This is a genomic window from Streptomyces sp. NPDC006193 (genome assembly GCF_040613915.1).
In the GTDB taxonomy this organism is placed as follows: domain Bacteria; phylum Actinomycetota; class Actinomycetes; order Streptomycetales; family Streptomycetaceae; genus Streptomyces.
The window spans coordinates 66,807-92,419 of sequence record NZ_JBEXTB010000008.1 but is presented as its reverse complement, the minus strand read 5'-3'; the positions used below and the strand labels follow the sequence as shown (position 1 = coordinate 92,419).

Annotated in this window: 21 protein-coding genes; 13 read left to right on the top strand and 8 right to left on the bottom strand. The window is 74.9% G+C overall.

Annotated features, from left to right (window positions below; all coding sequences use genetic code 11):
* Positions 1-5: 5 nt before the first annotated feature.
* On the bottom strand, positions 6-1,373 hold the full coding sequence (locus tag ABZ261_RS11250; protein ID WP_356857721.1) for an alkaline phosphatase PhoX: 1,368 nt from the start codon (positions 1,371-1,373) through the stop codon (positions 6-8).
* Between the two features lie 326 nt (positions 1,374-1,699).
* Between ABZ261_RS11250 and ABZ261_RS11245 the strand changes: the two genes are divergently transcribed.
* The 3 genes from ABZ261_RS11245 to ABZ261_RS11235 are packed head-to-tail and all read left to right on the top strand — an operon-like array spanning position 1,700 to position 4,187.
* Positions 1,700-2,503: an alpha/beta hydrolase gene (locus ABZ261_RS11245; protein WP_356857719.1), complete on the top strand. Its 804-nt coding sequence runs from the start codon at positions 1,700-1,702 to the stop codon at positions 2,501-2,503.
* A complete protein-coding gene (locus tag ABZ261_RS11240) occupies positions 2,503-3,855 on the top strand; it encodes a SpoIIE family protein phosphatase (RefSeq protein ID WP_356857717.1) in 1,353 nt (450 codons plus the stop codon). The genes ABZ261_RS11245 and ABZ261_RS11240 overlap by 1 nt, the downstream gene beginning before the upstream one ends.
* Positions 3,852-4,187: an STAS domain-containing protein gene (locus ABZ261_RS11235; protein ID WP_356857716.1), complete on the top strand. Its 336-nt coding sequence runs from the start codon at positions 3,852-3,854 to the stop codon at positions 4,185-4,187. Before ABZ261_RS11240 ends, ABZ261_RS11235 begins: the two co-directional genes overlap by 4 nt.
* A 90-nt stretch (positions 4,188-4,277) precedes the next feature.
* On the opposite strand, the gene ABZ261_RS11230 is transcribed toward ABZ261_RS11235, so the two are convergent.
* Both ABZ261_RS11230 and ABZ261_RS11225 read right to left on the bottom strand, forming a co-directional pair.
* Positions 4,278-4,589: an STAS domain-containing protein gene (locus tag ABZ261_RS11230; RefSeq protein ID WP_356857714.1), complete on the bottom strand. Its 312-nt coding sequence runs from the start codon at positions 4,587-4,589 to the stop codon at positions 4,278-4,280.
* Complete coding sequence (locus ABZ261_RS11225; protein WP_356857712.1) at positions 4,589-8,755, bottom strand: SpoIIE family protein phosphatase; 4,167 nt, start codon at positions 8,753-8,755, stop codon at positions 4,589-4,591. The genes ABZ261_RS11230 and ABZ261_RS11225 overlap by 1 nt, the downstream gene beginning before the upstream one ends.
* 306 nt (positions 8,756-9,061) lie before the next feature.
* On the opposite strand from ABZ261_RS11225, the gene ABZ261_RS11220 reads away from it, so the two are divergent.
* Positions 9,062-9,463 (top strand): STAS domain-containing protein, encoded by a 402-nt coding sequence (locus tag ABZ261_RS11220; RefSeq protein ID WP_356857710.1) that lies wholly within the window; start codon positions 9,062-9,064, stop codon positions 9,461-9,463.
* 131 nt (positions 9,464-9,594) lie between these two features.
* Here ABZ261_RS11220 and ABZ261_RS11215 read toward each other — a convergent pair whose 3' ends face one another.
* Together ABZ261_RS11215 and ABZ261_RS11210 are read right to left on the bottom strand one after the other, a co-directional pair.
* A complete protein-coding gene (locus tag ABZ261_RS11215) occupies positions 9,595-10,044 on the bottom strand; it encodes an ATP-binding protein (RefSeq protein ID WP_356857708.1) in 450 nt (149 codons plus the stop codon).
* A gap of 249 nt (positions 10,045-10,293) precedes the next feature.
* On the bottom strand, positions 10,294-10,440 hold the full coding sequence (locus ABZ261_RS11210; protein WP_356857706.1) for a hypothetical protein: 147 nt from the start codon (positions 10,438-10,440) through the stop codon (positions 10,294-10,296).
* Between the two features lie 207 nt (positions 10,441-10,647).
* Between ABZ261_RS11210 and ABZ261_RS11205 the strand changes: the two genes are divergently transcribed.
* From ABZ261_RS11205 to ABZ261_RS11195, 3 genes are all read left to right on the top strand, one after another.
* Positions 10,648-11,031 (top strand): hypothetical protein, encoded by a 384-nt coding sequence (locus tag ABZ261_RS11205; protein ID WP_356857704.1) that lies wholly within the window; start codon positions 10,648-10,650, stop codon positions 11,029-11,031.
* 54 nt (positions 11,032-11,085) lie between these two features.
* On the top strand, positions 11,086-11,352 hold the full coding sequence (locus ABZ261_RS11200; protein ID WP_356857702.1) for a hypothetical protein: 267 nt from the start codon (positions 11,086-11,088) through the stop codon (positions 11,350-11,352).
* 207 nt (positions 11,353-11,559) lie between these two features.
* Positions 11,560-11,988: a hypothetical protein gene (locus tag ABZ261_RS11195; protein WP_356857700.1), complete on the top strand. Its 429-nt coding sequence runs from the start codon at positions 11,560-11,562 to the stop codon at positions 11,986-11,988.
* A 243-nt stretch (positions 11,989-12,231) separates the two neighbouring features.
* On the opposite strand, the gene snpA is transcribed toward ABZ261_RS11195, so the two are convergent.
* Positions 12,232-12,942, bottom strand: coding sequence for a snapalysin (gene snpA / locus ABZ261_RS11190; protein WP_356857698.1), 711 nt, complete (start codon positions 12,940-12,942; stop codon positions 12,232-12,234).
* A gap of 182 nt (positions 12,943-13,124) precedes the next feature.
* Between snpA and ABZ261_RS11185 the strand changes: the two genes are divergently transcribed.
* Entirely contained in the window at positions 13,125-14,141 is a 1,017-nt protein-coding gene (locus ABZ261_RS11185) for a LysR family transcriptional regulator (RefSeq protein WP_356857696.1), read from the top strand.
* Between the two features lie 100 nt (positions 14,142-14,241).
* Here the strand turns inward: ABZ261_RS11185 and ABZ261_RS11180 are convergent, their stop codons facing one another.
* A complete protein-coding gene (locus ABZ261_RS11180) occupies positions 14,242-17,994 on the bottom strand; it encodes a family 78 glycoside hydrolase catalytic domain (protein WP_356857694.1) in 3,753 nt (1,250 codons plus the stop codon).
* A gap of 285 nt (positions 17,995-18,279) precedes the next feature.
* Between ABZ261_RS11180 and ABZ261_RS11175 the strand changes: the two genes are divergently transcribed.
* The 3 genes from ABZ261_RS11175 to ABZ261_RS11165 all read left to right on the top strand — a co-directional run bounded on the left by ABZ261_RS11175 (position 18,280) and on the right by ABZ261_RS11165 (position 22,184).
* Positions 18,280-20,088, top strand: coding sequence for a protein kinase (locus tag ABZ261_RS11175; RefSeq protein ID WP_356857692.1), 1,809 nt, complete (start codon positions 18,280-18,282; stop codon positions 20,086-20,088).
* Between the two features lie 86 nt (positions 20,089-20,174).
* A complete protein-coding gene (locus tag ABZ261_RS11170; protein ID WP_356857690.1) occupies positions 20,175-20,351 on the top strand; it encodes a hypothetical protein in 177 nt (58 codons plus the stop codon).
* A gap of 711 nt (positions 20,352-21,062) precedes the next feature.
* Positions 21,063-22,184: an NAD(P)/FAD-dependent oxidoreductase gene (locus tag ABZ261_RS11165; protein WP_356857688.1), complete on the top strand. Its 1,122-nt coding sequence runs from the start codon at positions 21,063-21,065 to the stop codon at positions 22,182-22,184.
* A gap of 287 nt (positions 22,185-22,471) precedes the next feature.
* Here ABZ261_RS11165 and ABZ261_RS11160 read toward each other — a convergent pair whose 3' ends face one another.
* Complete coding sequence (locus ABZ261_RS11160; protein ID WP_356857686.1) at positions 22,472-23,506, bottom strand: alcohol dehydrogenase catalytic domain-containing protein; 1,035 nt, start codon at positions 23,504-23,506, stop codon at positions 22,472-22,474.
* A 291-nt stretch (positions 23,507-23,797) separates the two neighbouring features.
* Here ABZ261_RS11160 and ABZ261_RS11155 point away from each other — a divergent pair, with 291 nt between their 5' ends.
* Both ABZ261_RS11155 and ABZ261_RS11150 read left to right on the top strand, forming a co-directional pair.
* Positions 23,798-24,715, top strand: a complete 918-nt coding sequence (locus ABZ261_RS11155) for a helix-turn-helix transcriptional regulator (protein ID WP_356857684.1) — start codon at positions 23,798-23,800, stop codon at positions 24,713-24,715.
* A gap of 415 nt (positions 24,716-25,130) precedes the next feature.
* On the top strand, positions 25,131-25,571 hold the full coding sequence (locus ABZ261_RS11150; protein ID WP_356857682.1) for a pyridoxamine 5'-phosphate oxidase family protein: 441 nt from the start codon (positions 25,131-25,133) through the stop codon (positions 25,569-25,571).
* Positions 25,572-25,613: the final 42 nt, after the last annotated feature.

Below are 25,613 nucleotides of genomic sequence, written 5' to 3'. Positions count from 1 at the left end.
GGCTGCTATCTGCGCCACGGGCCGGTCACCGCGAACGTGGTGCCGGGTGTGTAGCAGTTGACGTACATCGTCCCGCCGTCGGGGGAGAAGGTGACCCCGGCGAACTCGCCCCACTCGGGCTCCTCGGCCGTCCCGATGTTCTGGCGGCCCCGCGCCAGCGGGTACACCTCGCCCGTGCGGGTCACGCCGAAGACGTGCTGAGCGCCGTTGCCGTCCTCGCACACCATCAGGCCGCCGCCGGGCGCGAGGCAGATGTTGTCCGGGGACTCGCCGGGCAGCCGCACATCGGTGTCCGGGCCGAACACGACGACCAGGGTCAGCCGGCGGCGCGCGGGATCGTAGCGCCAGATCTGGCCGTAGTGGTCGGCCGCGGAGCCGTCCGCGCTGCGGGCGAAGGACGACACGAAGTACACACAGCGGCCGCCCCAGTAGCAGCCCTCCAGCTTCTGCGCGTGGGTGATGCCGCCGGGGCCGTAGTCCTGCAGCCGGGTGGGGACGGTGGCGGCCAGCGGGTCGGGTACGTCCACCCACGCCACGCCGTCGAAGTGCGCCCCGGTCTCCTGGATCGTCGACAGGTCCGGCACGCCGGGCACCCGCATCGCCTGGAGCCGGCCGCCCGCGCGCAGTGACCCGACGCCGCCGAGCGGCCGGTGCGGGAGGAATCGGTAGAAGAGGCCGAACGGCTTCTCGAAGGCGTCCTCCGTCTCGTAGACGATGCCGGTGCGCGGGTCGATCGCGACCGCCTCGTGCTGGAAGCGGCCCATCGCGGTGAGCGGGACCGCGCCGGTGCGGTGCGGGTCGGTGGGGTGGACCTCGAAGATGAAGCCGTGGTCCTCGGTGTAGCCGTTGACGCCCGCCCTGTCCTCGGTCTCCTCGCAGGTGAGCCAGGTGTCCCAGGGCGTTCGGCCGCCCGCGCAGTTGACGGCCGTACCGGCGATGGCGACCCGTTCGGACAGGACCCGGTGGCCCGCGTCGACCGTCAGGGCCGTGCAGCCGCCCTTGCCCGCCGGGTCGTAGGTGAGGCCGCTGACGGACGGGACCGGGATCTTCGCGGTGACGCGGTTCTCGTGGTTGCGGACGAGGTGCGTGCGGCCCCCGCTGCCGGCGAAGGCGGCCATGCCGTCGTGGTGCGAGGGGACGCTGCCCTCCCCGGAGCGGAGCCGGTCGCCCTCGCGGGAGAGCACCGTGTAGCGGAAACCTTTCGGCAGGTCGAGCAGTCCGTGCGGGTCGGGGACGAGCGGGCCGTAGCCGGTGCGGCCCAGGTCCTGCGCGGCGGCGGTGCCCGCGAAGAGCTCGGACAGGGCCCCGGTGAAGGCGATGCCCGCCCCCAGCGCACTCGCTCCGGCCAGGACCTGGCGGCGTGTTGCAGACATGCGGCAGCAACCTTCCTGCTGGCGGACAGGAACTGTGATCCCGCTGTGTCTATCACCTGGCGAGGGCCGCGGGAACCACGCGCGGAGCACGTGTCACACGGCGGGGGCCCGGTCCGGGGACCGGCCAGCCGGTGCCCGCGGCGGACCGGTCCGGTGGCGGGCCCCGGCGGCCCGCCCGTCGGCTGCGGGCCGGTCCGGTGGCGGGCGGGGGCGGGCTTCCGGGAGGCTCCCGGCGGCCCCGGCCCCCGAGCGGGCGGCCCCGGCCGGGCACGCGTCCCGGCGGCCCGCGAGCGGGACCGCTCGCACGAGGTGCGAGGATGGCCGGTATGGATATCCGCCGAAGGAACAATGTGACGGTCACCGGCCCGGCCGACGCGCCGGTGGTGGTGCTCGCGCACGGGTTCGGGTGCGACCAGAACATGTGGCGCCTGGTCGTACCGGCGCTGGCCGAACGGTACCGGGTGGTGCTGTTCGACTACGTGGGCTCCGGCGGTTCCGACCTGTCCGCCTGGAGCGAGGAGCGGTACTCCTCGCTGGACGGCTACGCCCAGGACGTGGTCGAGGTCTGCGCGGCGCTGGACCTGGAGGGCGCGGCGTTCGTCGGGCACTCGGTCAGCGCCATGGTCGGGGTGCTGGCGGCGAACGCCGCGCCCGAGCGGATCGGGTCGCTGGTGATGGTGGCGCCCTCCCCGTGCTACATCGACGACGAGGGCTACCGCGGCGGCTTCACCGCCGCCGACATCGAGGAGCTGCTCGGCTCCCTGGAGTCGAACTACCTGGGCTGGTCCTCCGCCATGGCCCCGGTGATCATGGGCAACCCGGACCGTCCGGAGCTGGGGCAGGAGCTGACCAACAGCTTCTGCGCCACCGATCCCGACATCGCCCGGGTCTTCGCCCGCACCACGTTCCTGACCGACAGCCGGGACGACCTCAAGAGCGTGACCGTGCCGACCCTGGTGCTGGAGTGCGCCCAGGACGTGATCGCCCCCCGTGAGGTCGGCGCCTACGTGCACGCCGCGATCCCCGGCTCCCGCCTGGTCACCCTCGATGCCACGGGCCACTGCCCGCAGCTCAGCGCCCCGGAGGCCACGGCGCAGGCCATCCTCGGCTTCCTGGCGGCCGGGTCGTGATGTGCCGTGTGGACGGCGTGCCCGAGCCGTCCGAGACTGGTGACGAGGAGGCCACCGACGCGGCCTTCACCGCCCTTTTGGAGGACAGCGCGGAAGATCTGTACGAGTCGGCGCCCTGCGGCTATCTGTCCACACTGATGGACGGCACCATAGCCAAGGTCAACAACACGCTGCTGGACTGGCTGGGCCTGGAACGCGCGGACGTGGTGGGGCGCATGCGCTTCGCCGACCTGCTGACGGTCGGCGGCAAGCTGTACCACGAGACGCACTTCGCCCCGCTGCTGCGCATGCAGGGCGAGCTGCGCGGCATCGCCCTGGAGATGAAGACGGCGAAGGGCGGCCGGCTGCCGGTACTGGTCTCCTCCGTGATCAAGCACGGCACGGAGGGCGACCCGCTGCTGATCCGCACCACCGTCTTCGACGCCTCCGACCGGCGCTCCTACGAGGAGGAGCTGCTGCGCCGCCGCCAGGACGCCGAACGGGCACGCGCGGAGGCCGAGCAGGCCCGTGCGGAGGCGGAGCAGGCACGTGCCGAGGCGGAACGGGCCCGCCGCCAGGCCGAGGCCGACCGGGAACGGCTGGCCGACGCGCTCGCCGTGCTGCAGCAGTCCCTGCTCCCCCACACCCTGCCGGCGCTGCCCGGACTGGAGACGGCCGTCTACTACCACACGGCCTCCCCCGACCAGCTCGGCGGCGACTTCTACGACCTGTTCCCCATCGACGGCGGCCGGTGGGCCTTCTTCCTCGGCGACGTGTGCGGCAAGGGCCCCCAGGCCGCCGCCCTGACCTCGCTGACCCGCTACACGCTGCGCGCCGCCGCCTACCACGACCCCGACCCGGAAGCCGCGCTCAGCACGCTGAACGTCGTCCTGCACGAGCGGTACACGGCCGGCGGAGACCCCCGCTACTGCACCTGCATCTTCGGCGTCCTGGAACCCGGCGAGGACGGCCGGGTGGCGGTCCGCCTCGGCTCCGGCGGCCACCCGCCGGCGCTCGTGATGCGGGCGGGCGGACGGGCGGAGTTCCTGCCCACCCCGGGAGGTCTCCTCGTCGGCGTCCTGCCCGCCGCGCCCTTCGTGACCGCCACGGCCGTGCTGGCCCCCGGCGACACCCTCCTGCTCTACACCGACGGCCTCACCGAGGCCCGCACCGGCCTGACCGGTGAGACCCTGTACGGCGAGGACGCCCTGCTCGCCTTCGCCGCCGAACACGCCGCCCCGACTCCCGGCACCGTGATCAGCGCGCTGTCCGACCTGCTGGAGAGCTTCGGCGACGGTCTCAACGACGACACCGCCCTGCTCGCCCTCGGCGTCCCGGCACCCGTCGACCCGGCAACGAACGACCCACGATGACCCCGCTGAACATCACACACCGCGCCACCGCCACCGGGCCCGTCCTGCACGTGACCGGAGAACTCGACTACGACCAGGCCGCCGCTCTGCGCCGGCGGATCGAGGAGGTCTCCCTGCGGCCGGGACAGTGCCTGACGCTCGACCTGTCCGGCCTGGAGTACTGCGACTCCACCGGCATCACCACCCTGCTCGCCGCACGCCAGTACGCGCAGGCCGCCGGCGCCGACATCGCCCTGTCCGCCGTGCCGCCCGCCCTGCGGCGCGTCCTCGGCATCGTCGGCCTCGACCAGGTCTTCACCCTCCGCCCCGACGGCGGCCCGGCCGTCTCCTGAACACCCGGCGCCGGCCGTCGCCGCGGCCGCACCGCTCCACCCGAGACAGCCCCCGCCCCGCAGCCCGGTGCCGGGGCGGCCGTCCCGCGTTCACCGCGGCGGCTCCTCACCGGGGTCCGGGCCGTGGACGGTGGTCAGCGCGGACAGGCCCGAGACGGTGAGCACGGGCTCCAGCAGGGGCGTGGCGACGAGCTCCAGGCGGTCCGCGTGCGCGAACAGCACGCTCAGCCCGGCGCTGTCGAGATACTCCACGCCGGTCAGGTCCAGCACGACCGGCCCCTCGGCGGCCTCCAGGGCCTTCGCGAGGGAGCCCGCGTTGCTCATGTCGATCTCACCGGCGGCGGTGAGCTGACGCGTTCCGTCCGGGCGCCGACCGGGGGTGAGGGTGAGAGGAGTGGACATCAGGCGATCCTCATCTGCATGTCGACGGTGGTGCCGGACGGACCGGGAACGATGGTGACCTGCTGCATCAGGGCCCGCATCAGGGCGACCCCCCGGCCGCGGTGGGGTTCGCTCCCCGGCTGCGGGTGCTTCCACCGCCCGCTGTCGGCGACCGTCAGCCGCAGCCGGTCGGCGAAGGCCTCGGCGCGCAGGCGGACGGTCCCGCCGGGGGAGTGCCGGTGGCCGTGTTCGATGGCGTTGGCGCACGCCTCCCCGGCGGCGACGAGGACGTTCTGCACGGTTCCCGGGGCCAGGTCGCACAGGGCGAGCCAGTCGCGCAGCGCCTTGCGTACCGGCGCCAGCCGCGCCGACTCGGCCGGGAAGGCCACCTCCAGCGGCGCCGGATGGCGGTACAGCAGCAGGGCGACGTCGTCGTCGTAGCCGTCGGCCGGCGCGAGCCCGGACAGGACGCGGGCGGCGAGGTCGTCGACGGGCTCGCCGCGGCCCTCCTGCACGGCCGCGCCCGCCTGCTCGATGCCGTCCCGCAGGGAGCGGCGACGGCGTTCGACCAGGCCGTCGGTGTAGAGCAGCAGCGTGCCCCGCGCCGGCAGCGTGCACGTGCCCTCGGGCCGCTGCCTGCCGGGGCGCACGGCGAGCGGCAGGGAGCGGTTGTCGTCCAGGAGCCGGGTGCTGCCGTCGGGGTGGGCGAGGACCCCCGGCGGATGGCCGGCGCTGGAGTACGTCAGCTCCCCGGTCCCGGGGTCGAGGGTGCCGCAGAAGACGGTGGTGCAGGCCGCGCCCGGGACGCCGGCGGCGAACTGGTCGAGGGCCATCAGCGTCCGCGCGGGACTCGCGTCCTGCAGCAGCAGGGCGCGGCAGGCGCTGCGCAGCTGCCCCATCACGCTGGCCGCCTCCAGACCGCGGCCGACGCAGTCGCCGACGACGATGCCGATCCGCCCGTCCGGCAGCGGGACGGTGTCCCACCAGTCGCCGCCCACCTCCAGGGGCGGGGTGGCGGGTTCGTACCGGACGGCGAAGCCCGTCGGCAGCCGGTCCGGCCCGAGGATGGCGCGCTGCAGCGCGATGGCCGTCTCGCGCTGCTGGTCGATCTGGTGCGCCCGCACCAAACCCTGGGCGAGGTGGCCGGCCAGCAGGGACAGCAGCAGCTGGTCCTCCGGGGTGAAGGGCCGGTGTTCGCCCAGGTCGATCCAGACGGCGAGGGGGCCGCACGGGTGCTCCAGCAGGACGCCCGCGCCGGTCTGCGCGGGGACCGGGGTGAGCGGGGTCCGGCGGCGCAGGCCGTCCAGCGCCTCACGGCGGTCGGCGGGCAGGTCCTCCCACCGCAGACCGGCCTCGGTGGCCGTGAGCGCCGGCACGTCCTCCCGGCCGAAGACGGCGGCCAGGACGCTCCGCGCGTGCCACAGGGTCTGCAGTTCGCGCAGGGCGGCGAAGAGCGCCTCGGGCAGACTGGCGGCCCGGGACAGGGCGGTGCTCAGCGCGGCGAGTGCCGTCTCCCGCTGGACGGCGTAGTGCTCGGCGGTGACGTCCCGGAAGGTGCCCACCGTGACCACGCGCCCGGTGTCGGGGTCCTGGGCCTTGTTGAAGCTCGCGGTCACCCACAGCCGGTGGCCGTCGCGGTGGACGACAGGGACGGTGCAGGAGCCCCGGGCGTCGGCGACCAGGTCGCGGAAGGCCTCCTCGACCTGCCGGTGCGCCTCGGGATCGGCGTCGGCGTCCGGCCACCAGGGGTGGACCGGCCGGTACGGCAGGCCCTCGGGCCCGTAGCCGAGGATGCCGGTGAACGCCGCGTTGATCTCCACGACGGCCCCGGAGTCGTCGCAGACGAAGAACGCCTCCTGGAGGGAGTCGATGAGCGCGGTGCGCCAGCGGGCGTGATGGGTGCGCAGGCGTGCCATGTCGACGTTCGCGCGGACCCGGGCCAGGAACTCGGCCGCCGCGAACGGCTTGACCAGGTAGTCGTCGGCGCCTGCCTCCAGGCCCTCGATCGACGCCTCCTGCCCGGCCCGCGCCGACAGCAGCAGCACCGGCACGGACGCGGTACGCGGATGGCCGCGCAGCCGCGCCACCAGCTCCAGCCCGTCCAGCCGGGGCATCATCACATCGCTGACGACCAGGTCGTAGGCGCCGCGGTGGACGGCGTCCAGGGCCTCGGCCCCGTCGCAGACGGTCACGGCGTCGTAGCCCGAGGCGGCCAGGATGCGCGCGAGGTACTCGCGCATGTCGGCGTTGTCGTCGGCGACCAGCACCCGGGCCCGCGCCGTCCGGCCCGGGCTGTCGAGGGCGGCGGCCCCCGTGTCCCCGCGCACCACGGTCTCCTCGGCGGACCGTGCGGCGCCCGGCAGCCAGCGCAGGGCTTCCTGGACGTACGGGTCGGCGGTCGCGGAGGCCACGGCGCTGCCCGCCTCCGCCACCACCGCGTCGGCCGGCAGGTGGGCCGTCCCGAACGGGATGCGGAGGGTGAACGCGGTGCCCACGCCCTCGGTGCTCTCGGCCGTGATGGAGCCGCCGTGCAGAGCGACGAGCTCCTGCACCAGGGCCAGCCCGATGCCGCTGCCCTCGTTCGAGCGGGACCGGGCGTTCTCGATGCGGTGGAAGCGCTCGAACAGGCGGGGCATCTCCGCCTCGGGCACACCGATGCCGGTGTCGGCCACGGTGACCACGGCGTGCGCGCCCGCCGCGCGCACGGCGACCCGGATCGAACCCTCGAAGGTGAACTTCAGCGCGTTGCTCAGCAGGTTCAGGACCACCTTCTCCCACATGGAGCGGTCGACGTGGACCGGCTCGCCGAGCGGCGGACAGTCCACGTGGAAGGCCAGCCCGGCCTTCTCGACGGCCGAGCGGAAGACGCTGGCCAGCTCGGCGGTGACCACGGCCAGATCGACCGGCTCGTACCGCGCCTGCATGCGGCCGGCCTCGATGCGGGAGAAGTCCAGCAGTGTGTTGACCAGCCTGCCCAGCCGCAGCCCGTTGCGGTGGATGACGTCGAGTTCCCGCCGCACCTGTCCGTCCCCGCCGGCGAACCGGGCGCGCAGCTCCTCCAGCGGCCCCATGATCAGGGTCAGCGGGGTGCGGAACTCGTGGCTGATGTTGGAGAAGAAGGCGGTCTTGGCCCGGTCCAGTTCGGCCAGCTCCTCCGCCCGCCGCTGCTGCGCCTCGTAGCTGCGGGCGCTGCCGATGCCGGAGGCGATGTGGCCCGCGGTCAGCTCCACGAAGCCCCGGTACCCCTCGTCCAGCACCCGGTACCGGTTGAGCGCCGCCACCAGGAAGCCGTAGGGCGCGCTGCCCTGCTGCAGCAGCGGGACCACGAGTGCCTGCCGGGGCGGCTCCGGCCAGTCGCCGGCGGGCAGATCGGCGAACGCCTCCCCGGCCAGCGGCACCAGCCGCGCCTCACCGGAGGCCAGAGCCGCCGCGGGCCACACCGGGTCGGTGTCGTCCGCGGCGAGGACGGCGGGTGCGGCCGGATGCCCCGGGGGGATGCCGGTCGCACCGGCGAGCCGGGCGGTCCCGTCGTCGAACAGGTAGGTCAGGGTGAACGGCAGATCCTGCCGGTTGCGGCTCAGCTGCAGGTCGGCGAAGGCCAGCACCTCCTGCTCGGTGCGGATGACGCTCGGGTCGGATCCCAGGTCCCGCAGCGTGGCCATCCGCCGCTCGCCGATCACCCGCTCGGTGTCCTCGCTGACCACGCACAGCATGCCCACGACGTCACCGCCGTCGTCCCGGAGCGGGCTGTAGGAGAACGTGTGGTACGTCTCCTCGCTGTAGCCGGAGCGCTCCAGGAACAGCAGCAGCCCCTCGTCCCAGGTGGCCTGCCCGGTGCCGAGCACGGTGTCGATGCGCGGCCCGATGTCGTCCCAGATCTCCGCCCACACCTCGCTCGCCGGACGGCCCAGCGCCCACGGGTACTTGCGGCCCAGCGTGTCCCGCCGGTAGGCGGCGTTGCAGAAGAAGGTCAGCTCCTCGCCCCAGGCCATCCACATGGGGAACCGGGAGGAGAGCAGGATGCTCACCGCGGTCTGCAGGCTCTGCGGCCAGCCCTCCGGCGGACCCAGGGGCGTGGCCGCCCAGTCCACCTCGGCCAGGTCCCTTCCCACCTCGCGGTCGGCGGCGAAGACGCCGCCCCCGGCCGCCGTGGACGGCATGTGCCCAGCGTCGTCCGCACGCGCCATGCGACACCCTTCCGTATCCGCCGGCCCCTGAGGCCGTCACCCTGCGGGGGCGCGTCCACGCGGCCCCGTGCGCAGGACACCGCCCGCCGCGCCCCGGCCCGCACCGGCGCGGCGGAGGACGCGCCCGCCGCCGCGACGCCGGTCGCCCGTCCCCCGCGGACGGCCGCCGGGAGGCCCGGGGCCCCGAGAGAACCGGGTCCCGCCCGCGCGAGCCGGTGGGCCCCTAGGATAATGCTGCCCTTTGGGCACTTGGTGGGGGTATGCAGGTCCCGCTGCCCCGCCGACCTCGTCGCACAGAAGGAAACCGTGGCCGAGATAGAGGGCGCTCTCGCCATCACCACCCAGCACGACGCCTCGGGGGCCGTGGTGCTGTCCGTCACCGGAGAGCTGGACCACTACACGGGTCCCGCGCTGCGCCAGGCCGTCGAGGAGGTGCTGCGCACCCCCGGCACCGGGCTCATCGCCGATCTCTCCGGCGTCCAGTACTGCGACTCCACGGGCATGACCGTGATCATCACCACCTACCACCGCGCCGAGGCGGCGGGCTCCCCGCTCGTCGTCGCCGGACTCAGCCCGGGGCTGGCCGAGCTGTTCCGCGTGGCCGGGCTCGACCAGATCTTCCCGCTCTATCCCACTGTCCGGGACGCCGTGGGCGCGTTCCGCGGCACCGGCGGCGCCCCGGCTCCCGGCGGCGGCCTGCGCCACTGAGGACGGCGTCCCGGACGACCGGCGCCGCCCGGGGCGGCTACGGTCCGGGCGGCAGGGCCCGGGCCGCGCCGCCGCGCGCCGCGACGGTCCGGCCGGGCGGCCGCCGGCCCGTGGGCGGCCGCCCCGTGCCGTCAGCGTTCCGTCCGCGCCCCGTCGCGGTGCGGGCCCGGCCCCGTCTCCTCGGGCGGGCGGAAGCAGGCGGTGACGGTCTTGCCGTGGGGGCAGGGGCGGGTCTCCCACGTGTCGGCCAAGGCGTCGACGAGGAACATGCCCCGTCCCCCGTCGCGTTCGGTGCTCGGCGGGCGGGGCGACGGCAGGGCGCTGGAGGCGTCGTGGACGGCGATGTGCAGACAGCGGTTGTCCCACGTCATGATCAACTGCGCGTCGCTGTGCGCGTGGGTGTAGGCGTTGGTCACGAGTTCCGAGACGGTCAGCAGGATCGCGTCCACCGTCTCGGGGCTGCGGGAGGCCCAGCCCAGGGTCTGCAGGTGCTCGCGCGCCCAGTCCCGTGCCGCTTTGACCTCGCTGTTCAGCGGCAGTGAGCGTGCCCAGCCCACTGCCCGGAGGGACGATCCGTCCACTGTTTGAACCTCTTCCTTGTCAGTCCTGACCGTGTCCGGGTACCCATGAGAACGGCCGGAAGGGGCGGTGCGCCCCGGTCGGGTCCGCGTCCGGCCGCGTCACCGCCGCCGGGAGGCGTCCCCTGCGGCGGCCCGCCGCACCGGCGGCACCCGCCCCGCCCGCACCGGACCGTCCGCACGGCCCGCACACGCCGAGCCCCGTCCGGCGTGATCACCGGACGGGGCTGCCTCGTGCGCCGGAGCGCGCCGTCACCGGCGGGTGCGCAGCTTCTCGAGGAGCCGCTGGGCCTGGGCGCGGCGGCGGGGGTCGGCGGCCGCGCGGCGCGCCTGTTCCATCGTGCGCCTGCCCTGCGGACTTCTCGCGAACTGCTTGATCCGTTCGATCACTGCGGACACGACGATCCTTCCGTCCGGGGTCCCTGCTCCTTCCAGGTCCTGTGACACCGCGTGTACCCGGTCTCCGGCGATCCAGCCCTCCGGCCCCGGGTGGTCCGCGCGCGGCGCAGCTCCGTGCGGGGACGTCGCGGTGGTCGCCCCCGGCGCCGTCGCTCTGGCATGGTGGTTCGGCACACCGACGGCCGGGCGGTGACGGGGGGTTGGGACATGGCCGACGAAGACGGCTTTCCGGTACTGGTCCGCGACGAGGACCCGTGGCAGGCGGCCGGCGCAGTGCGCGGCACGCACCTGCGGGTGTGGCGCCGGGGACCCGGCCGGGTGGCGGCGGTGATCAGCGGTCCCGGCGCGTGGGCGTACGAGGAGGCGGTCGCCCGGCTGCGCGACGAGTATCCGCACGACGCCGTCGAGCTCTACCACCACCATCCCGGCGACTGGACGACCGCGGCCTTCTACGCGCGGCTGACGGTGGCGGACGACGGCGCCGTGACCCGCACGCGGCTCTTCGGCGACGAGCTGGCGCGGCGCCTGGGGCCCTCCCTGTACGCGACCGAGGACGTCGAGGACGAGACGGCCGGATACGGCGGCCCCTGAGCGCTCCCGTCCGCGCGGAACGCACGCCCGTGAACGACGGAAGGAGTACGACAGGTGACGCTCTACGGGATCAAGCCCGCCCACATCGCCGGTTTCGCGTTCCTCTGCCTGGCGGTGGGCGCGGTGCAGCTGTACCGGCACGACGGCCCGTACTGGCTGATGCCCGTCCTCTTCGTGGCCGTGGCCTGGAGCAACGGGCGCTGGCGGGAGGCGGGGCGTCAGGACCCGGCTCAGCTGTCCGGCGCGGCCTTCCTCGTGATGCTGCTGGCCCTGCCGGTGAGCCTCGCGGCGCTGGTGTGGAGCGTCGCCGTGGAGCTGTGAACAGGGGACCGCGCGCCCCGGTGGCGGTGGCCGTCCCCGCCCCCGGCGCCGGTGCGTCCGCCCCGCCGCGTGCCGAACGGCGTGCGCCGTCGGGGAGTTCGGGCGTCGCCGCACGGCCGCCGGCCGGGGACCGGCCTCGGGGACGCGGCCCGGCGGGGCCGGGGGACCGACACGTTTGCCCGTGCCGGGGCGGGCAACGCGAAGCCCATGACTGCATCGAACAACGGGACGAGTCAGAAGTCCGCACGGGATCAGGCGACCGCCTCGAAGGCCCGGCGGACGGCCGACAAGGCGACGGCGCCGGCCGGTCGCGCCGCGGACAAGGCCGCGGCGGCCTCCGACGACGCGGCCTCCGCCGTGAAGGCGGGCGCCGGACGTGCGGCCGAGACGACGGGCGCGGCCGCCCGCACCGCCGCCCGGAGCGTCGAGTCGGGCCGTCGGGCGCTGGTCACCGCATCGGGCCGGGTCGCGGCCACCGCCAGGACGGCCTGGACGGTGGTCGCCCGGCGGAAGCTGGTCGCCGCCGGGGTCGGGGCCGGCCTCACCGCGCTGACCGCCGCGTCGTACGCGGTGGGCCGCCGGGCCGAGCGCCACACCCACGGACCCCTCACGCGCCTCACCCAGGGCCGCATCTGACGGGTCGCCGCAACACACCGTGCGGCGGGGGCCGCGCGACCGCGCCAGGCGGTGCGGGCGCCAGGTCCCGCCGCGAACGGCACGGCCCTGCGAGCGCGCCGAGGGGCTCGGCCTTCCACGGACGAAGGCCGAGCCCCTCGGCGCGCCCCCGGTCTGCGGTACGGACCGCGGGCCGGCGCCGCGGTCCGTACCGCGGTGACGGGCTGGGCCGTGGGGGAGCTCAGCCCGTCACGCTCACCGGGGTCAGCGCTCGGCGGCCACCTGCGCCAGGGCCCGGGCGAGGCCGTTGGCCCACAGCTGGTTGACCCGGGAGCGCTCGGTGGCGTTCGGGTACCGGTTGGTGCAGGACGGGCCGGGGCCGCCGCCCGACATCAGCTCGCTGCACGGGCCGCTGTAGTGGTCCGGCAGACCCAGCACGTGACCGGTCTCGTGGGCGGTGACCCGGATGGAGTCGTACTGCCGGTTCTGCGCGTAGTCCAGGAAGATGTAGCCGCTGCCGTGCCCGTCGGTGGAGGCGTACGACCCGCGCGAGTCGTTGCCCTCGTAGTAGGCGAAGTCGCCGCTGCCCGAGGTCGCCTGCAGCTTGACGTTCGACACGGAGCTGTTCCAGATGGAGGCGGCGCTCGATATCTGGGAGCGGAAGCTCGGCGCCTGCGAGGCGTTGTAGTAGACGGTCACCGCCTTCAGGGAAGGCTGCGCGGCCTGCCTCTTGGCGACCGACTTCAGCACGGCGTCGAAGAACGCCTTGCTGCCCGCCTGCTCGGCCGCCGTGCCGACATAGCCGGCGGAGGCGGCGGAGGCGGCGGAGGCGGTACGGGCGGGCGCCGCGGCGGTGTCCTGGGCGCCGGCCGGGCCGGCGGTGCCCAGCGCGGCGGAGGCCAGACCGAGACCGAGGGCCAGGGCCACGAGTCTGCGGGAGTTCTTCGGCCCGTCGGGGGTGCGGAACGACGCCATGTGGGGGCTCCTACTCGTCCTGTGGGGTTGAACGGTGAGTTGCCAGTGAGTCTCGGACAGGCAGACGGGACGGCGGATGATGGCAACTCGGGATAGTGCGGGGCTATCGCGGGCCGACTCGTCCGCTTTCGTTGGAACTTGAACGTCTGGTGCGGTGCCGCGCGCGGACCTACGCTCCCCCCATGGAGCTCGAGGTGAGGCATCTGCGCGTTCTCTGCGCCATCGCCGACACCGGCAGCCTGCACAAAGCGGCACGGGAACTCGGCCTGGCCCAGCCGTCGTTGAGCACTCAGCTGCGGCGCATCGAGCGAGCGCTCGGTGCCCAGCTCTTCGTACGCGCCCGGACCGGCTGCCGCCCCACCCCGCTGGGCCTGGCCGTGCTGAGCCGGGCCAGGCCGCTGCTGGCGGAGTTCGCGGCGATCGTCACCGAGACCAGGGCGGCGGCCGCCCGCGCCGCCGGCGGTTTCCAGCTCCGCATCGGCGCCACGGCGAGCCGGGCCATACCGGGCTGGCTGCGCCTGCTGAGGGCGCGCGTACCGCGGATCGAACCGACGCTGCAGATGAACGTGTCCGCCAACGCCCTGCTGGACATGGTCGCCGCGGGCCGGCTCGACATGGCCTTCGTGCACGAGGTCGAGGGCAGCCCGCTGCGTGTGCCGCCCGGCCTGTGCGTGCGCGTACTGGTCGAGCGGGAGCCGCAGTTCGTCACGCTCGCCGCGGACCATCCGGCGGCGTCATGGCGGGTGGTGCGGCTCGCCGACCTGGCCGGCGACCGCTGGATGGTCGACTCCACGGTCGACGGCGAGTGGGACGCCCTGTGCCGGGTGCTGCGCGCCGCGGGCCTGGAGTGCGAGATGCTGCACGGCGACTACCTCACCGCGTACTCGCTGGCCGCCACCGGTGAAGTGGTCACGGTCAGCCAGGCCACCGCCCATCCCCGCCCCGACCTCGCGATCCGCCCCCTCGAGGGCGACCCGATCGGCGTACGCCTGCTGCTGGCGGCCCGTACCGAGGCCGACCTGGACGACGCCTACCCGGAGTTGGAGGAGGCCTACTGGACGGCGGCCTACGAGGCGCCGGCCTACCGCGAGTGGCTGGAGCGCGCGCACCCGCCCGGCGCGGCGGCCCCGCCGCACGCCTGCCCGGGCGTGCCCGCGCCGCCGGCGCCACGGGGACGCCCGGCGGCGCTGGACCGGTAGACACCGTCGACCCGCCGCACGGCACCGAAGCCCTTCCGGCGCCGCGCCGGGCACGCCCGTCCGGCGACCGAGCCCGGGGCCGGGCGCGGTCGCCGTCCGGTCAGACCGGCGCGGTGAAGGTGTGACTGCCGGACGGCAGGTGGTACGTCGCCGGGCCCGCAGGGACGGCATGCGCGGGGGCGGAGACCGCCCCCGGCCGTGAGGTGGGGACCGTGACCTCGGCGACGGTGTTGACGGGCACGGTGACCCGCAGGGTGAGCCGGGAGCCGGACACCGACCAGACGCTCGCCGCCGTGCCGTACGGGGTCTCGTAGGTGCTCTCGGCGCCGGTCAGCCCGCCGCCGGGCCGGGGTGCGACGCGCAGGGAGGCGTAACCGGGACTCGCGGGCCCGAGGCCGCCGACGTGTTGGTAGAGGAAGTCGCCGACCGAGCCGAGCCCGTAGTGGTTGAAGGAGTTCATGCCGGGGTCGTTGAACGAGCCGTCGGGACGGATGCCGTCCCAGCGTTCCCAGACCGTGGTGGCGCCGTGCTCGATCATGTAGCCCCAGCCGGGGAAGCCGCGCTGCAGCAGGACCCGGTAGGCGGTGTCGGCGTGGCCGTGGGCGGCCAGCACGGGCAGCAGGTTCTCGACGCCGAGGAAGCCCACGCTCAGATGCCCGCCGGCGGCGGCGACCCTGGCGGCCAGTTTGTCCGCGGCGGGCTGGACCAGGGACGCGGGGAGCAGGCCGAAGGCCAGGGCGAGCACGTAACCGGTCTGGGTGTCGCCGCGGACGGTGCCGTCGCCGGTGACGAAGCGGGCGCTGAAGGCCGCCGCCACCTGGTCGGCGAGCCGCCCGTACGACGCGGCCTCGGCGGCACGGCCCGTGGCCTCGGCCATGCGCGAGACCAGACGGGCCGACCGGGCGAAGTAGGCCGTGGAGATCAGATCGTGCGCGGTGTCGTCGCCGACGTTGAGCCAGTCCCCGAACGTCCGCCGGTCGCGGATCAGGTCGCCGCCGGCGGTGGCGCGCAGGTAGTCGACCCATTTCGCCATGGCCGGGAAGTGCCGGTCGACGACCGCGAGGTCGCCGAAACGCTGCCACAGCGTGTACGGGACGATCGTGCCCGCGTCGCCCCAGCCCGCCGCGCCGGAGCCGTCGATCACCGCGGGCGCGACATCGGTGAAGGCCCCGTCGGCCTGCTGGGCGTCGGTCAGGTCGTCGGTGAACTTGGCGAGGAAGGCGTGGGTGTCCAGGTTGAAGGTGGAGGTCGCGCAGAACGCGGCGATGTCGCCCGTCCAGCCCAGCCGCTCGTCGCGCTGGGGGCAGTCGGTGGGGATCGAGAGCATGTTGCTGCGTTCGCCCCACACGATGGCGTGCTGCAGCCGGTTCAGCAGCGGGTCGGAGGTCCGGAACGTGCCCGGCTGCGCGGCGTCGGTCCACACCGCCCGGCCGGTGACCGTGCCGGCGTCGGGCCGGAAGCCGTCCGGCAGCCCGCTGAGTTCGACGTACCGGTAGCCGTGGACGGTGAACCGGGGCTCGTACGTCTCGACGTCCCCGGTGCCCGCGAGCGTGAACCGGTCCGTGGCCCGGGCGGCGCGCAGGTTGGCGGTGTAGAGGGTGCCGTCCGGGTTCAGGACCTCGGCGTGCCGGACGGTGACCGTGGTGCCCGCGTCGCCCCGCAGCGCGATGCGGTTCCAGCCGGTGAAGTTCTGCCCCAGATCGAAGATCCACACCCCCGGTTCCGGCTGGGTGATCCGCCGCGGCCGGAACTCGTGCCGCACGGCGACGCCGTTGTCGACCTGCGCGACCAGGCGGGGCGAGGCCGCGTCGCGGACGGCGGCGGCGGTCCAGCCGCTGTCGTCGAAGCCGGGGAGGTCCCAGCCGTGGACGGCCAGACGGGCGTCGTAGGACTCGCCGTCGTACAGGTCGTCCGCGGTGATCGCGCCGGTCGTGGTCCTCCAGCCGTCGTCCGTCGTCACCCGCTGGGTGGTGCCGTCGGTGAAGGTGATGAGCAACTGCGCGGAGTACCACGGCTGAGAGCCGTACCGCCGGCTGCCGGCGAAACCCAGGCTGCCCGAGTACCAGCCGTTGCCCAGCCAGGCGCCGAGCGCGTTCGCGCCCTGCCGGATCCGCGTGGTGACATCGTGGACCCGGTACTGCAGGCGCTTGGTGTAGTCGGTCCAGCCGGGAGCCAGCACGTCGCCGCCGACCTTCCGGCCGTTGAGCCGGGTCTCGTGCAGACCGAGCGCGGTCGTCAGCAGCCGGGCGGAGGCCACCGGCCGGCGCACGGTGAAGCTCGTGCGCAGCAGCGGAGCGGGCCCGGCGACGCGCACGCCGGTTCCCCACGGCCCACCGCCGTACGGCGCGACGACCCGCGCCGCCGGCCAGTCGCCGTCGTCGTGACCGGGGGCCTGCCAGCCGGACGGCGCCTGGCCGTACGCCTTCCACGCCGCGTCCGTGACCACGGTCGGGCCGCCCGCCACGGTCAGCTTGGCGATCAGCCCCGCCGGGGACTCGCTGGTGTTGCGGCAGGCGATCGCGACCGTGTTGCGGCCGCCGGTGAGGTGGGCGGTGACGTCGACCAGGGCGGCGCTGCGCCACGCGTCGGTCACCCGGGGCGAGGCGCTCACCAGGGTCCCGTTGACCCAGACGTCCGCGGTGTCGTCACCGGTGACGACCAGGGTCGCGGCGGCCGGCGCACCGGTCAGCGCGAAGGTGCGCCGGAAGCACCGGGTCTCCACGGGCCGTCCTGCCCCGGGATCGCCCTCGGGGTACCAGATCCACGCGGCGTCCGACAGGTCCGGTCCCGGCGGCCGGCCGATGAACGCGGCGCGCCACTCCTCGGCCGGCGACAGCAGCCCGGTCTCGAACCACTGCGGTGCGCTCCACGCGCTCGCCCGGCCCTGGGCGTCCCAGACGCGCACGCGCCAGAAGCAGCGCGTCAGGCTGGTCAACTGCTTCCCGGCGTAGGGGATGCCGGTCTGCCGGTCGGACGGCACCCGGCCGCTGTCCCACAAGTCACCGGCGCCGTCGGCCGTGGACGACACCCGGATCCGGTACCCGGCCTGCCGCTGCCCAGGTGCCGCCGAGCCGAGCTTCCAGCCGAACCGCGGCCGTGCGGCGTCGACTCCGAGAGGCACGGCGCGGTGCTCCACGGTGCACGCGGCGACGCGCAGCGGCGAGGCCGCCGCGAGGTCGGGAGCGGCGACCCCGGTGTGCCAGGGAGCCGTCCCGTAGGCGCCGAGGTCCCGGGCCGCCGGCCAGCCGCCGTCCTCGAAGCCGGGCTGCTCCCATCCGTCGCGCACCTCCTTGCCCGCCGACCAGCGGGCGTCGGTGACGACGTCGGTCGTGCCGCCGGAGGTGACGACGCGCACCCGGCCGAGGACACCGGCCGGGCCGCCCAGGTTCCGGCTCGCCAGCGCGAGGGTGTTGGCGCCGGGTCTCACCTCGGACCGCAGGTCCACGTAGAGGGCGGTGCGCCAGGACCGCGCCGTCCTGGGCGATCCCGCCAGCGGCTTGCCGTTGAGCCACACGTCGACCGTGTCGTCGCCGGTGACGACGAGCTGAGCCTCGCTCACCTCCCCGTCCGCGACGGTGAACGTCCTGCGGAAGAAGCGGTGTCCGGCGGGGGCGTCGCTGCCCGGACCGCCGTCCGGATACCGGATCCAGCGCGCCGGGGACAGGGCGACGGGACCGGCGGGCGGGGCGCCGGCGGACGCCTCCGCGGAGCCGGGGAACCCGCCGACGCCCGCGGCGGCGAGAGCGCCCGCCGCCAGCGCCGATCCCGTGCCGAGGAAGTCCCGCCGGCTGAGCGGGGACGGGTCGCGGGGGGCGGGTGAGCCGGGGGAGGGGGGAGTGGTCCGACTGGACAACGGAGGACTCCTTCACGCGGGTCGGGGGAGCGGGGCAAGCGGCCTGCTGGGCTGCGCGGCGGACGGGGAGGGGACCGGCCGGCCGGGCGGACGGCGGCGGAGCGGACGGTCGGCCGGAGGAGACGCAGGCCGACGGAGGCGCGGCGATTGAAACGTTTCAAATCGACAATGCGGTCGCAACGTACGAGAGTTGACCGGGCGCGTCAAGAGAGCGCGGTGGGTCCGGCCGGGCGGCTCCCCGGGCCCGTGCGGGCGCCGCCGGCCGGGACAACTAAGCTCCCGCGCATGAGCGAAGCGGTCAGCGGCAGCGGTGGCAGAAGGGTTGTCGACGGGCGGTTCGAGCTGGAGAAACGGCTCGGCGGCGGCGGGATGGGCATGGTGTGGCTGGCCCGGGATCTGGTGCTGCACCGCAACGTGGCCGTCAAGGAGGTGCGGCCGCCCGATCCGGACCTCGCCGAGTACGACCCGGAGGCCGCACGGATGCTGCGGGAGCGGGTGCTGCGGGAGGCGCGTGCCCTGGCCCGGGTCGACCACCCCAACGTGGTGACCATCCATCACATCGTGGACGGCGGCCCGGGCACCTACCCCTGGCTCGTCATGGAACTCGTCACCGGAGGCTCCCTGGCCGACCGCCTCGCCCGCGGGCCCATGGACCCGCGGGAGGCCGCGCTGCTGGGCCGGGAGGTGCTGGCCGCCCTGCGCGCGGCGCACGAGGCCGGCATCCAGCACCGGGACGTGAAACCGGCCAATGTGCTGCTGCGTCCCGACGGGCGTCCGGTCCTCACCGACTTCGGGATCGCGGCGATCCGCGAGTCCACCGCCCTCACCGCCACCGGGTCGGTCATCGGCACACCGGACTACATGGCTCCGGAGCGCGTCTCGGGCGACGGCGGTGGCCCCGCCTCGGACCTGTGGTCGCTGGGCATGATGCTCTACACCGCTGTGGAGGGCCGTCATCCGCTGCGCCGGGGCACGACGCTCGCGACGCTCGCCGCCGTCCTGAGCGAAGAGATCCCGCCACCGGTGCGGGCCGGTGGGCTGAAGGACGTTCTGCTCCGGGTCCTCGTCCGCGACCCCGCGGCCCGGCCGGGCGCGGCGGAGCTGGCGCGGATGCTGGACACCGCGGCCGGCGCGGCCGGGCCGCCCACCTCCTACCGGCTGTCGCCCCCGCCCGCCGCACCGGCCGCCGGTTCGGCGTCGTCCCAGGCGGCCGCACCGGCTCCCGGTCCCGGGGCTCCCGGTCCCGGCCCGGCCGCACCGGCTGCGGCCTCCGGCCCGGCCGCTCCGGTTCCCGGTTCCGGCCCCACGGCGCCCGGGTTCGGTCCGGCGCCCGCAATGCCCGCGGGGCCGTACGACGCCCGCCCCGCCCCCACGGTGGCCTCCGGGGGCAAGGACGCGCGCCCCGCGTCCACGACCCTGCCCGTGCGCCCCGGCCGGCGCCGGCCCTGGGCGACGGCGGCCGTGCCCGTCGCGGCGGCGGTCCTCGCCGGCAGCCTCGCCTGGACGCTGTGGCCGGACGGGTCCGGCCGGCGCTCCGGCGGCACCGGGCCCTCGGCCTCCGCCGGTCCGGCCACGAGGCCGCCGTCGGGGGAGCGTTCGGGTTCCTCCGCCTCCCCCGCGGGACAGGAGCGGACCGGTGACACGGATTTCCTGACCCCGGCGGGCATCCGCACCGCTGTCGCCGCCTTCGAGAAGGAGACCGGGCGGCACCGTTTCGGCCGCCTGAGCGTGTATCCGGAGTACGTCACCGCCGACCTCATGGTGAACGGCAGCGACAGCAAGTACGACAGTTACACCTACCGTGCCGGCCAGGGGGTGCGGAAGGGCATCATCAGCGGCACGCTGAGCAGTACGACGCCCCTCACCCTGGACGAGTTCGACTGGGACGCGCTGCCCGCGCTGCTGCGCGAGGGCGAGAGGAAACTGAACGTCGACGACGTCACCTCCCGCTACCTGCTGGTGAATCCCCCGAACAAGGTCTTCGGCACACCCGCCGGCATGTCCGTGTACCTCAGCAACTCCTACGGCCAGACCGGCTATCTGCAGGCGGACCCCCGAGGAAAGGTGCTGAAGGTCGTGCCCAACGACGACTGAGGGACGCGCCGGGTGTGTCCGGCCCGCCGAGGGGCAAGCGCAGTGCACCGGACTTGACACCCCACGGCATCGGAGGGATCGGCACCTTGCTGTCCATCGTCTCGGCGGTTCTGTTCTTCATCGCCTTCCTGATCAACGCGGCCGACATCTCGACCAACGACACGTTCACCTCGACGAACATCATGCTCATCGGTCTCACCCTGCTCGCGCTGCACCTCGCGGGCGTGGGGAGCGGCTGGCCGGCCCGGGGCCGCAGACGCTGAACGGCCATGGCCCCCCAGGCCGCCCGGGCGCCCCGGCCGTGCGTTCGCCGCCGGGGTGCCCGGGCGGTGTCCTTCCGCGCCGTCCGGCGCCGGCGACGGCGCGGGACGGCTCCGGACGGCGCCGGGCGTCGGTCCACGACCGCTCCGCCCGGCCCGCAGACCAGGCGCCGCTGCACGAGGACGAGGAACACCGGCCCACCGGCGCCGTCATCACCGTGGACGCCGCCACGACCCCGCCCCAGTCCGGCTCGTCGGGCCGGCTCGTCGGGCCGGCCGCCGCGGCGGCCGGCCCCGGCCGGGCGCGCCGCCGCGCACCGCCGGCGGTCACCGCAGTCCTCGGCCGCCTGCCCGCCGCCCCGCCCGGCGGCGGCCGTGCCGGGCAGCTCATGCGCGATCGCGACACCGCGCCGCACCCCTGAGGGCGGTCCTGGCCGCCCGCCCGGCGCCACCGGCGCCCCGACGCATCCGGCCACGGCACGCCCGGCCTGTGCGGTGCGTCGCAGCCCACCGGGCCCCGGCTTCTGCGAAGCGGATCCCGGGTTATAGTCACAGCGTCGCGAAAAGCGAAGTTCCGGGGGTTCGCCGCCGGACATCGCCCGTACATCGATGCAGATGGTTCTCATCGTTGAGCGTCTCCTGGCCGGAGCCGGACATCTCGTCCGCCGGCAAAGACCGTCGTCGGCCGGTGCCGGCGCAATCGAGGAGCGCTGCATGCAGAAGACCATCGCCATCGTCGGAGCGGGACTGGGCGGGCTGACGCTCGCCCGGGTGCTGCAACTCCACGGCGTCGCCGCGACGATCTACGAGGCCGAGGCCTCGGCGACGACCCGCACGCAGGGCGGCCTGCTCGACATCCACGAAGAGACCGGACAGGTCGCGGTTCGCGCAGCCGGTCTGTACGACGAGTTCCGCACGCTCGTCCGCCCGGGCGAGGACGCCAAGCGCGTGGTCGACCGCCACGGCACGGTCCTGTTCGACCAGCCCGCGGATCCCGGTTCGACCCGTCCAGAGGTGGATCGCGGCGAACTGCGGCAGCTGTTCATCGACTCGCTGGCGCCCGGGACGATCAGGTGGGGGCACAAACTCGCTTCGATCCGACACCGCCCGGAAGGCGGTCACGACCTCACCTTCGCAGATGGTTCCACCACGCGTGCCGACATCACCGTCGGCGCGGACGGCGCCTGGTCGAAGGTGCGTCCACTGCTCACGCCCGCCAAGCCTCTCTACAGCGGCACCTGCTTCATCGAGATCGCTCTCAGCGCAGGTGCCCATGACGCTCAGGCGAGCGTGGCCGCGATCGGCAGCGGCACGCTGATGGCGGTCGCGCCGGGCAAAGGCATCATCGCCCACCGCTACGCCGACGGGCATGTGCGCGGGTACGTGGCGCTGAACAAGCCCGAGGAGTGGATGAGGTCGATCGACTTCGGTGACCCGGCTGCGGGCCTCCGCCGGCTCGCCGGCGAATTCGACGGCTGGTCGCCCCTGCTCACCGCCTTGGTGACGGAGAGCGACGCGGAACCGTGGCTCCGGCCCATCCACGCGCTTCCTGTCGGACTCACATGGGACAGGTCACCCGGCGTGACGCTCGTCGGCGACGCCGCGCATCTGATGTCCCCTTTCGCCGGCGAGGGCGCGAACCTCGCCATGTTCGACGGTGCGGACCTGGCGAACGAGTTGGTGGAGCAACCCGACATCGAGGCCGCGCTCGCTGCCTACGAAGAGCGGCTGTTCCCGCGCAGCAGCGACTCCGCCGGACGCTCGGCACAGAACCTGAAGGTGTTCTTCGGCCAGGAAGCGCCGCAGAGCGTAGTCAGACTGTTCGATCGCTCCTGACACCTCAGTCCGAGATCTTGCGGGGGGCCCGGAGGGCCACAGCCACGGTTGCCGCGTGATCATCGGGCGTTGTGTGAACGCCGCCAGCGCGGCCCCGGACCGGGTCACCGATCCGAACCACCCCACCGCAGCCACGAACTGATCGCGCTGGCCGTCCCGGAGATCCGCTGCCTACTCGCACCACGGCCCGACGCAGCCACTACCGACGACGATCCGCCGAACCCAAGGAACAGGTTGCGAGACCGTACTGGAGTACCAGTCCAGCGGCCCGTTGCGGGACCGGCCGCTCAGAAGGTGATGAGCGCCTTGATGACGCGGCGCTCGGCCATGGCCCGGTAGGCGTCCGGGGCCTGCTCCAGGGAGTAGCTCCGGTCGAAGACGCGGCCCGGTGCGATGGAGCCGTCCAGCACGTCCGGCATCAGCTCCTCGATGTACGCGCGGGCCGGGCTGGCACCGCCGGTGAGGGTGACGTTCCGCAGGACCATGGACCGGCCCACGGGGCCTTCCTCGTACTGCGGCACGCCCAGACGGCTGACGGTGCCGCCGTCGGCGACCGCGGTCAGGGCGGTCTCCAGCGCCTGCCGGGTGCCGACGGCCTCGATGACCTTGGCGACCCCGTCGCCTCCGGTCAGCTCGCGCACCCGGGCGACGCCCTCCGCACCGCGCTCGGCGATCACATCGGTGGCGCCGAACTCGCGGCCCAGGCCGGTGCGCGCCTCGTGCCGGCCCATGAGGACGATCCGCCCTGCCCCCAGCCGCCGCGCGGCGAGGACCGCGCACAGACCCACCGCGCCGTCCCCGACGACCAGCACGCAGTCGCCCCGGCCGACACCCGCGGTGACGGCGCCGTGGTGCCCGGTGCCCATCACGTCCGACAGGGTCAGCAGCGAGGGCAGCAGCCCGGCGTCGACGCCGGCCGGCAGTTTGACCAGGGTGCCGTCGGCCTGGGGGACGCGCACCGCCTCGCCCTGCCCGCCGTCCACGCCGTCGAAGCCGTACCGCCCGCCGTGCCGGCAGGAGAAGTGCAGGCCGCGCGCGCAGCGGTCGCAGGTGTTGTCGCAGTACGTGAACGGAGCGACGACCAGGTCACCGGCCTTCACGGCGGACACCGCGGAGCCGGTCTCCTCGACCACACCGAGGAACTCGTGCCCCATCGGGCGGCCGGCGCCGGTGGCGGGCATGGACCCGTACGGCCACAGGTCGCTGCCGCACACGCACGCCAGGACGGTGCGGACGACGGCGTCGGTGGGCCGCTGGACCACCGGGTCGGGACGCTCCTCGACCCGAACGTCTCCGGCTCCGTACATCACGGTGGCACGCATGAGAGGCAGCTCCTGTTCCGCTGTGTGTTCCGCCGGTCCGGCGGGGAGAGGGGGACTGGTCGCCGTGGGCCGGGCGCCGGCCCGCCGCTGTACGACGGGGCACCCGGTGACGGCGCCGGGCAGGCGCGGCCGGCGCCGCCCCGCAGCACGGGGCCCGGCGCCGGTCCGGCCGACCCGGCCCGTCCACCCTCGCGCGGTTCCGGGCGCCCCGGCAGGCCGGGCCCTTCGGGGGTATTGACAGGGCCCCCCACAGACGGGCTGCGCAGGCCGGCGCGGTGGGACACTCGAGCCATGGCACCCGAGCGCACCCGCACCACCAGCGAGGGCGCGGAACTGGGCCGCTTCCTGCGCGCCCGCCGCACCCGGACCAGCCCGCAGCAGGCCGGCCTCACGGTCGGCCCCGGACTGCGCCGCACCCCGGGGCTGCGCCGGGAGGAGCTGGCCACCCTGGCGGGCATCAGCATCGACTACTACGTGCGCCTGGAACGCGGCAAGGAGACCCGCCCCAGCCCCTCCGTCCTCGACGCGCTCGCCCGCGCGCTGCGGCTGGACGAACAGGAGCACCAGCATCTGCGCGAGCTGGCCGCGCGCGCCGCCCGCTACGCCCCCGAGCCGCCGCCCGCCCCCAGCCGTACGGTGGGCCCGCACGTGCGGCTCCTGCTGGAGTCGATGCGCCCCCACCCGGCCTATGTGCTCAGCCGCAGCATGGACGTGCTGGCCTGGAACCCCGGCGGCCTCGCCCTGTACGCGGGCCTGGACGAGTGGCCGACCGGACGACGCAACCTGGCCCGCTACCTCTTCCTGCACCCGGCGGCCCGTGGACTGTTCCCGGACTGGGACCGCCAGGTCACCGGCTGCGTGGCCCGTCTGCGCGCCGTCGCCGGCACCGCGCCCGACGCGCCCGACCTGACCGGTCTCGTCGGCGAACTCCTCGTCAAGAGCCCCGACTTCGCCGGGCTCTGGGAACGCTACGAGGTGACCGGCCGCAAGCCCGCGCGGAAGACCTTCCGCCACCCCCGCGTCGGCACCGTCACCCTCACCTCCCAGGTGATGCACCTGGAGGGCACCCCCGGCCAGCGCCTGGGCGTCTACACCGCGGAACCCGGCACCCCGGACCACGACGCCCTGCTCCTGCTGGACATGACCGAGCCCGGACCGGCGGCGCGCGTCGCACCGCCGCACACGGCAGCGCCCCACGACGGACCCTGACGCCGGCGGCGGATCCGGGCAGGTCCCTGACCGGACGGGCCGGGCCGTCCGACGGCGGCGAGCACGGCTCGCCCCGCCCCCGGGACGGCGAGCACCCGGCCCGCCCCGGCGCGCGGACCGGCCCCCTACGTCGCCTCGGCCCGCCGACAGTCTCGCCCCGCCGGCCGCCGCGCCCCACCGGCCGCCGCGCCCCGCCGGCCGCCGCGCCCGCCCACCGCCGCACCCGCCCACCCGCGCCCGCCCACCGCCGCGCCCGCCCAGCCCGCGCCCCCGCGCCGCATCCGCCCGGGGACCCGGCCCGCACCGGCGAACAGGGCCGCTTGCCGGGAGGACAGGGACCCGCGGCCCTCGTGCGCGGCCGGTGCCCCGCCGACGATGGAGCGGCACCGCTCCACCGGCGAAAGACGGACTGGCCATGTATGCGAACGACGGATTCCGAGAGCTCGGCCGCGACGAGTGCCTCCGTCTGCTGACGAAGACACCGGTGGGCCGGATCGTCCACACGCGTCACGCCCTGCCCGCCGTGCTCCCGGTCAACTTCCGCCTGGACCGCGACGGCGCGGTCCTGCTGCGCACCTCCGCGGCCTCCGAGCTCGCCCGTGCGGTCGACCGGTCGGTGGTCGCCTTCGAGGCGGACGAGGTCGACGTGGTCACCCACTCGGGGTGGAGCGTCGTCGTCACCGGCCTGGCGGCCGTGGTCACCGACCCGGTGGAACGGCAGCGGTTGGCCCGGACCGGCCCGCGCTCCTGGGCGCCGTCCCCCGAGGAGGTGTTCGTGCGCATCCATCCGGAGCTGGTCACCGGGCGCGAGCTGGCCGCAGGCCGGAGCCTGTACGGGGTGAGCCTCCCGCCGTGAACCGGTCCTGCCGGCCGGCCCGGGGACGTGGCCCGAACGGCC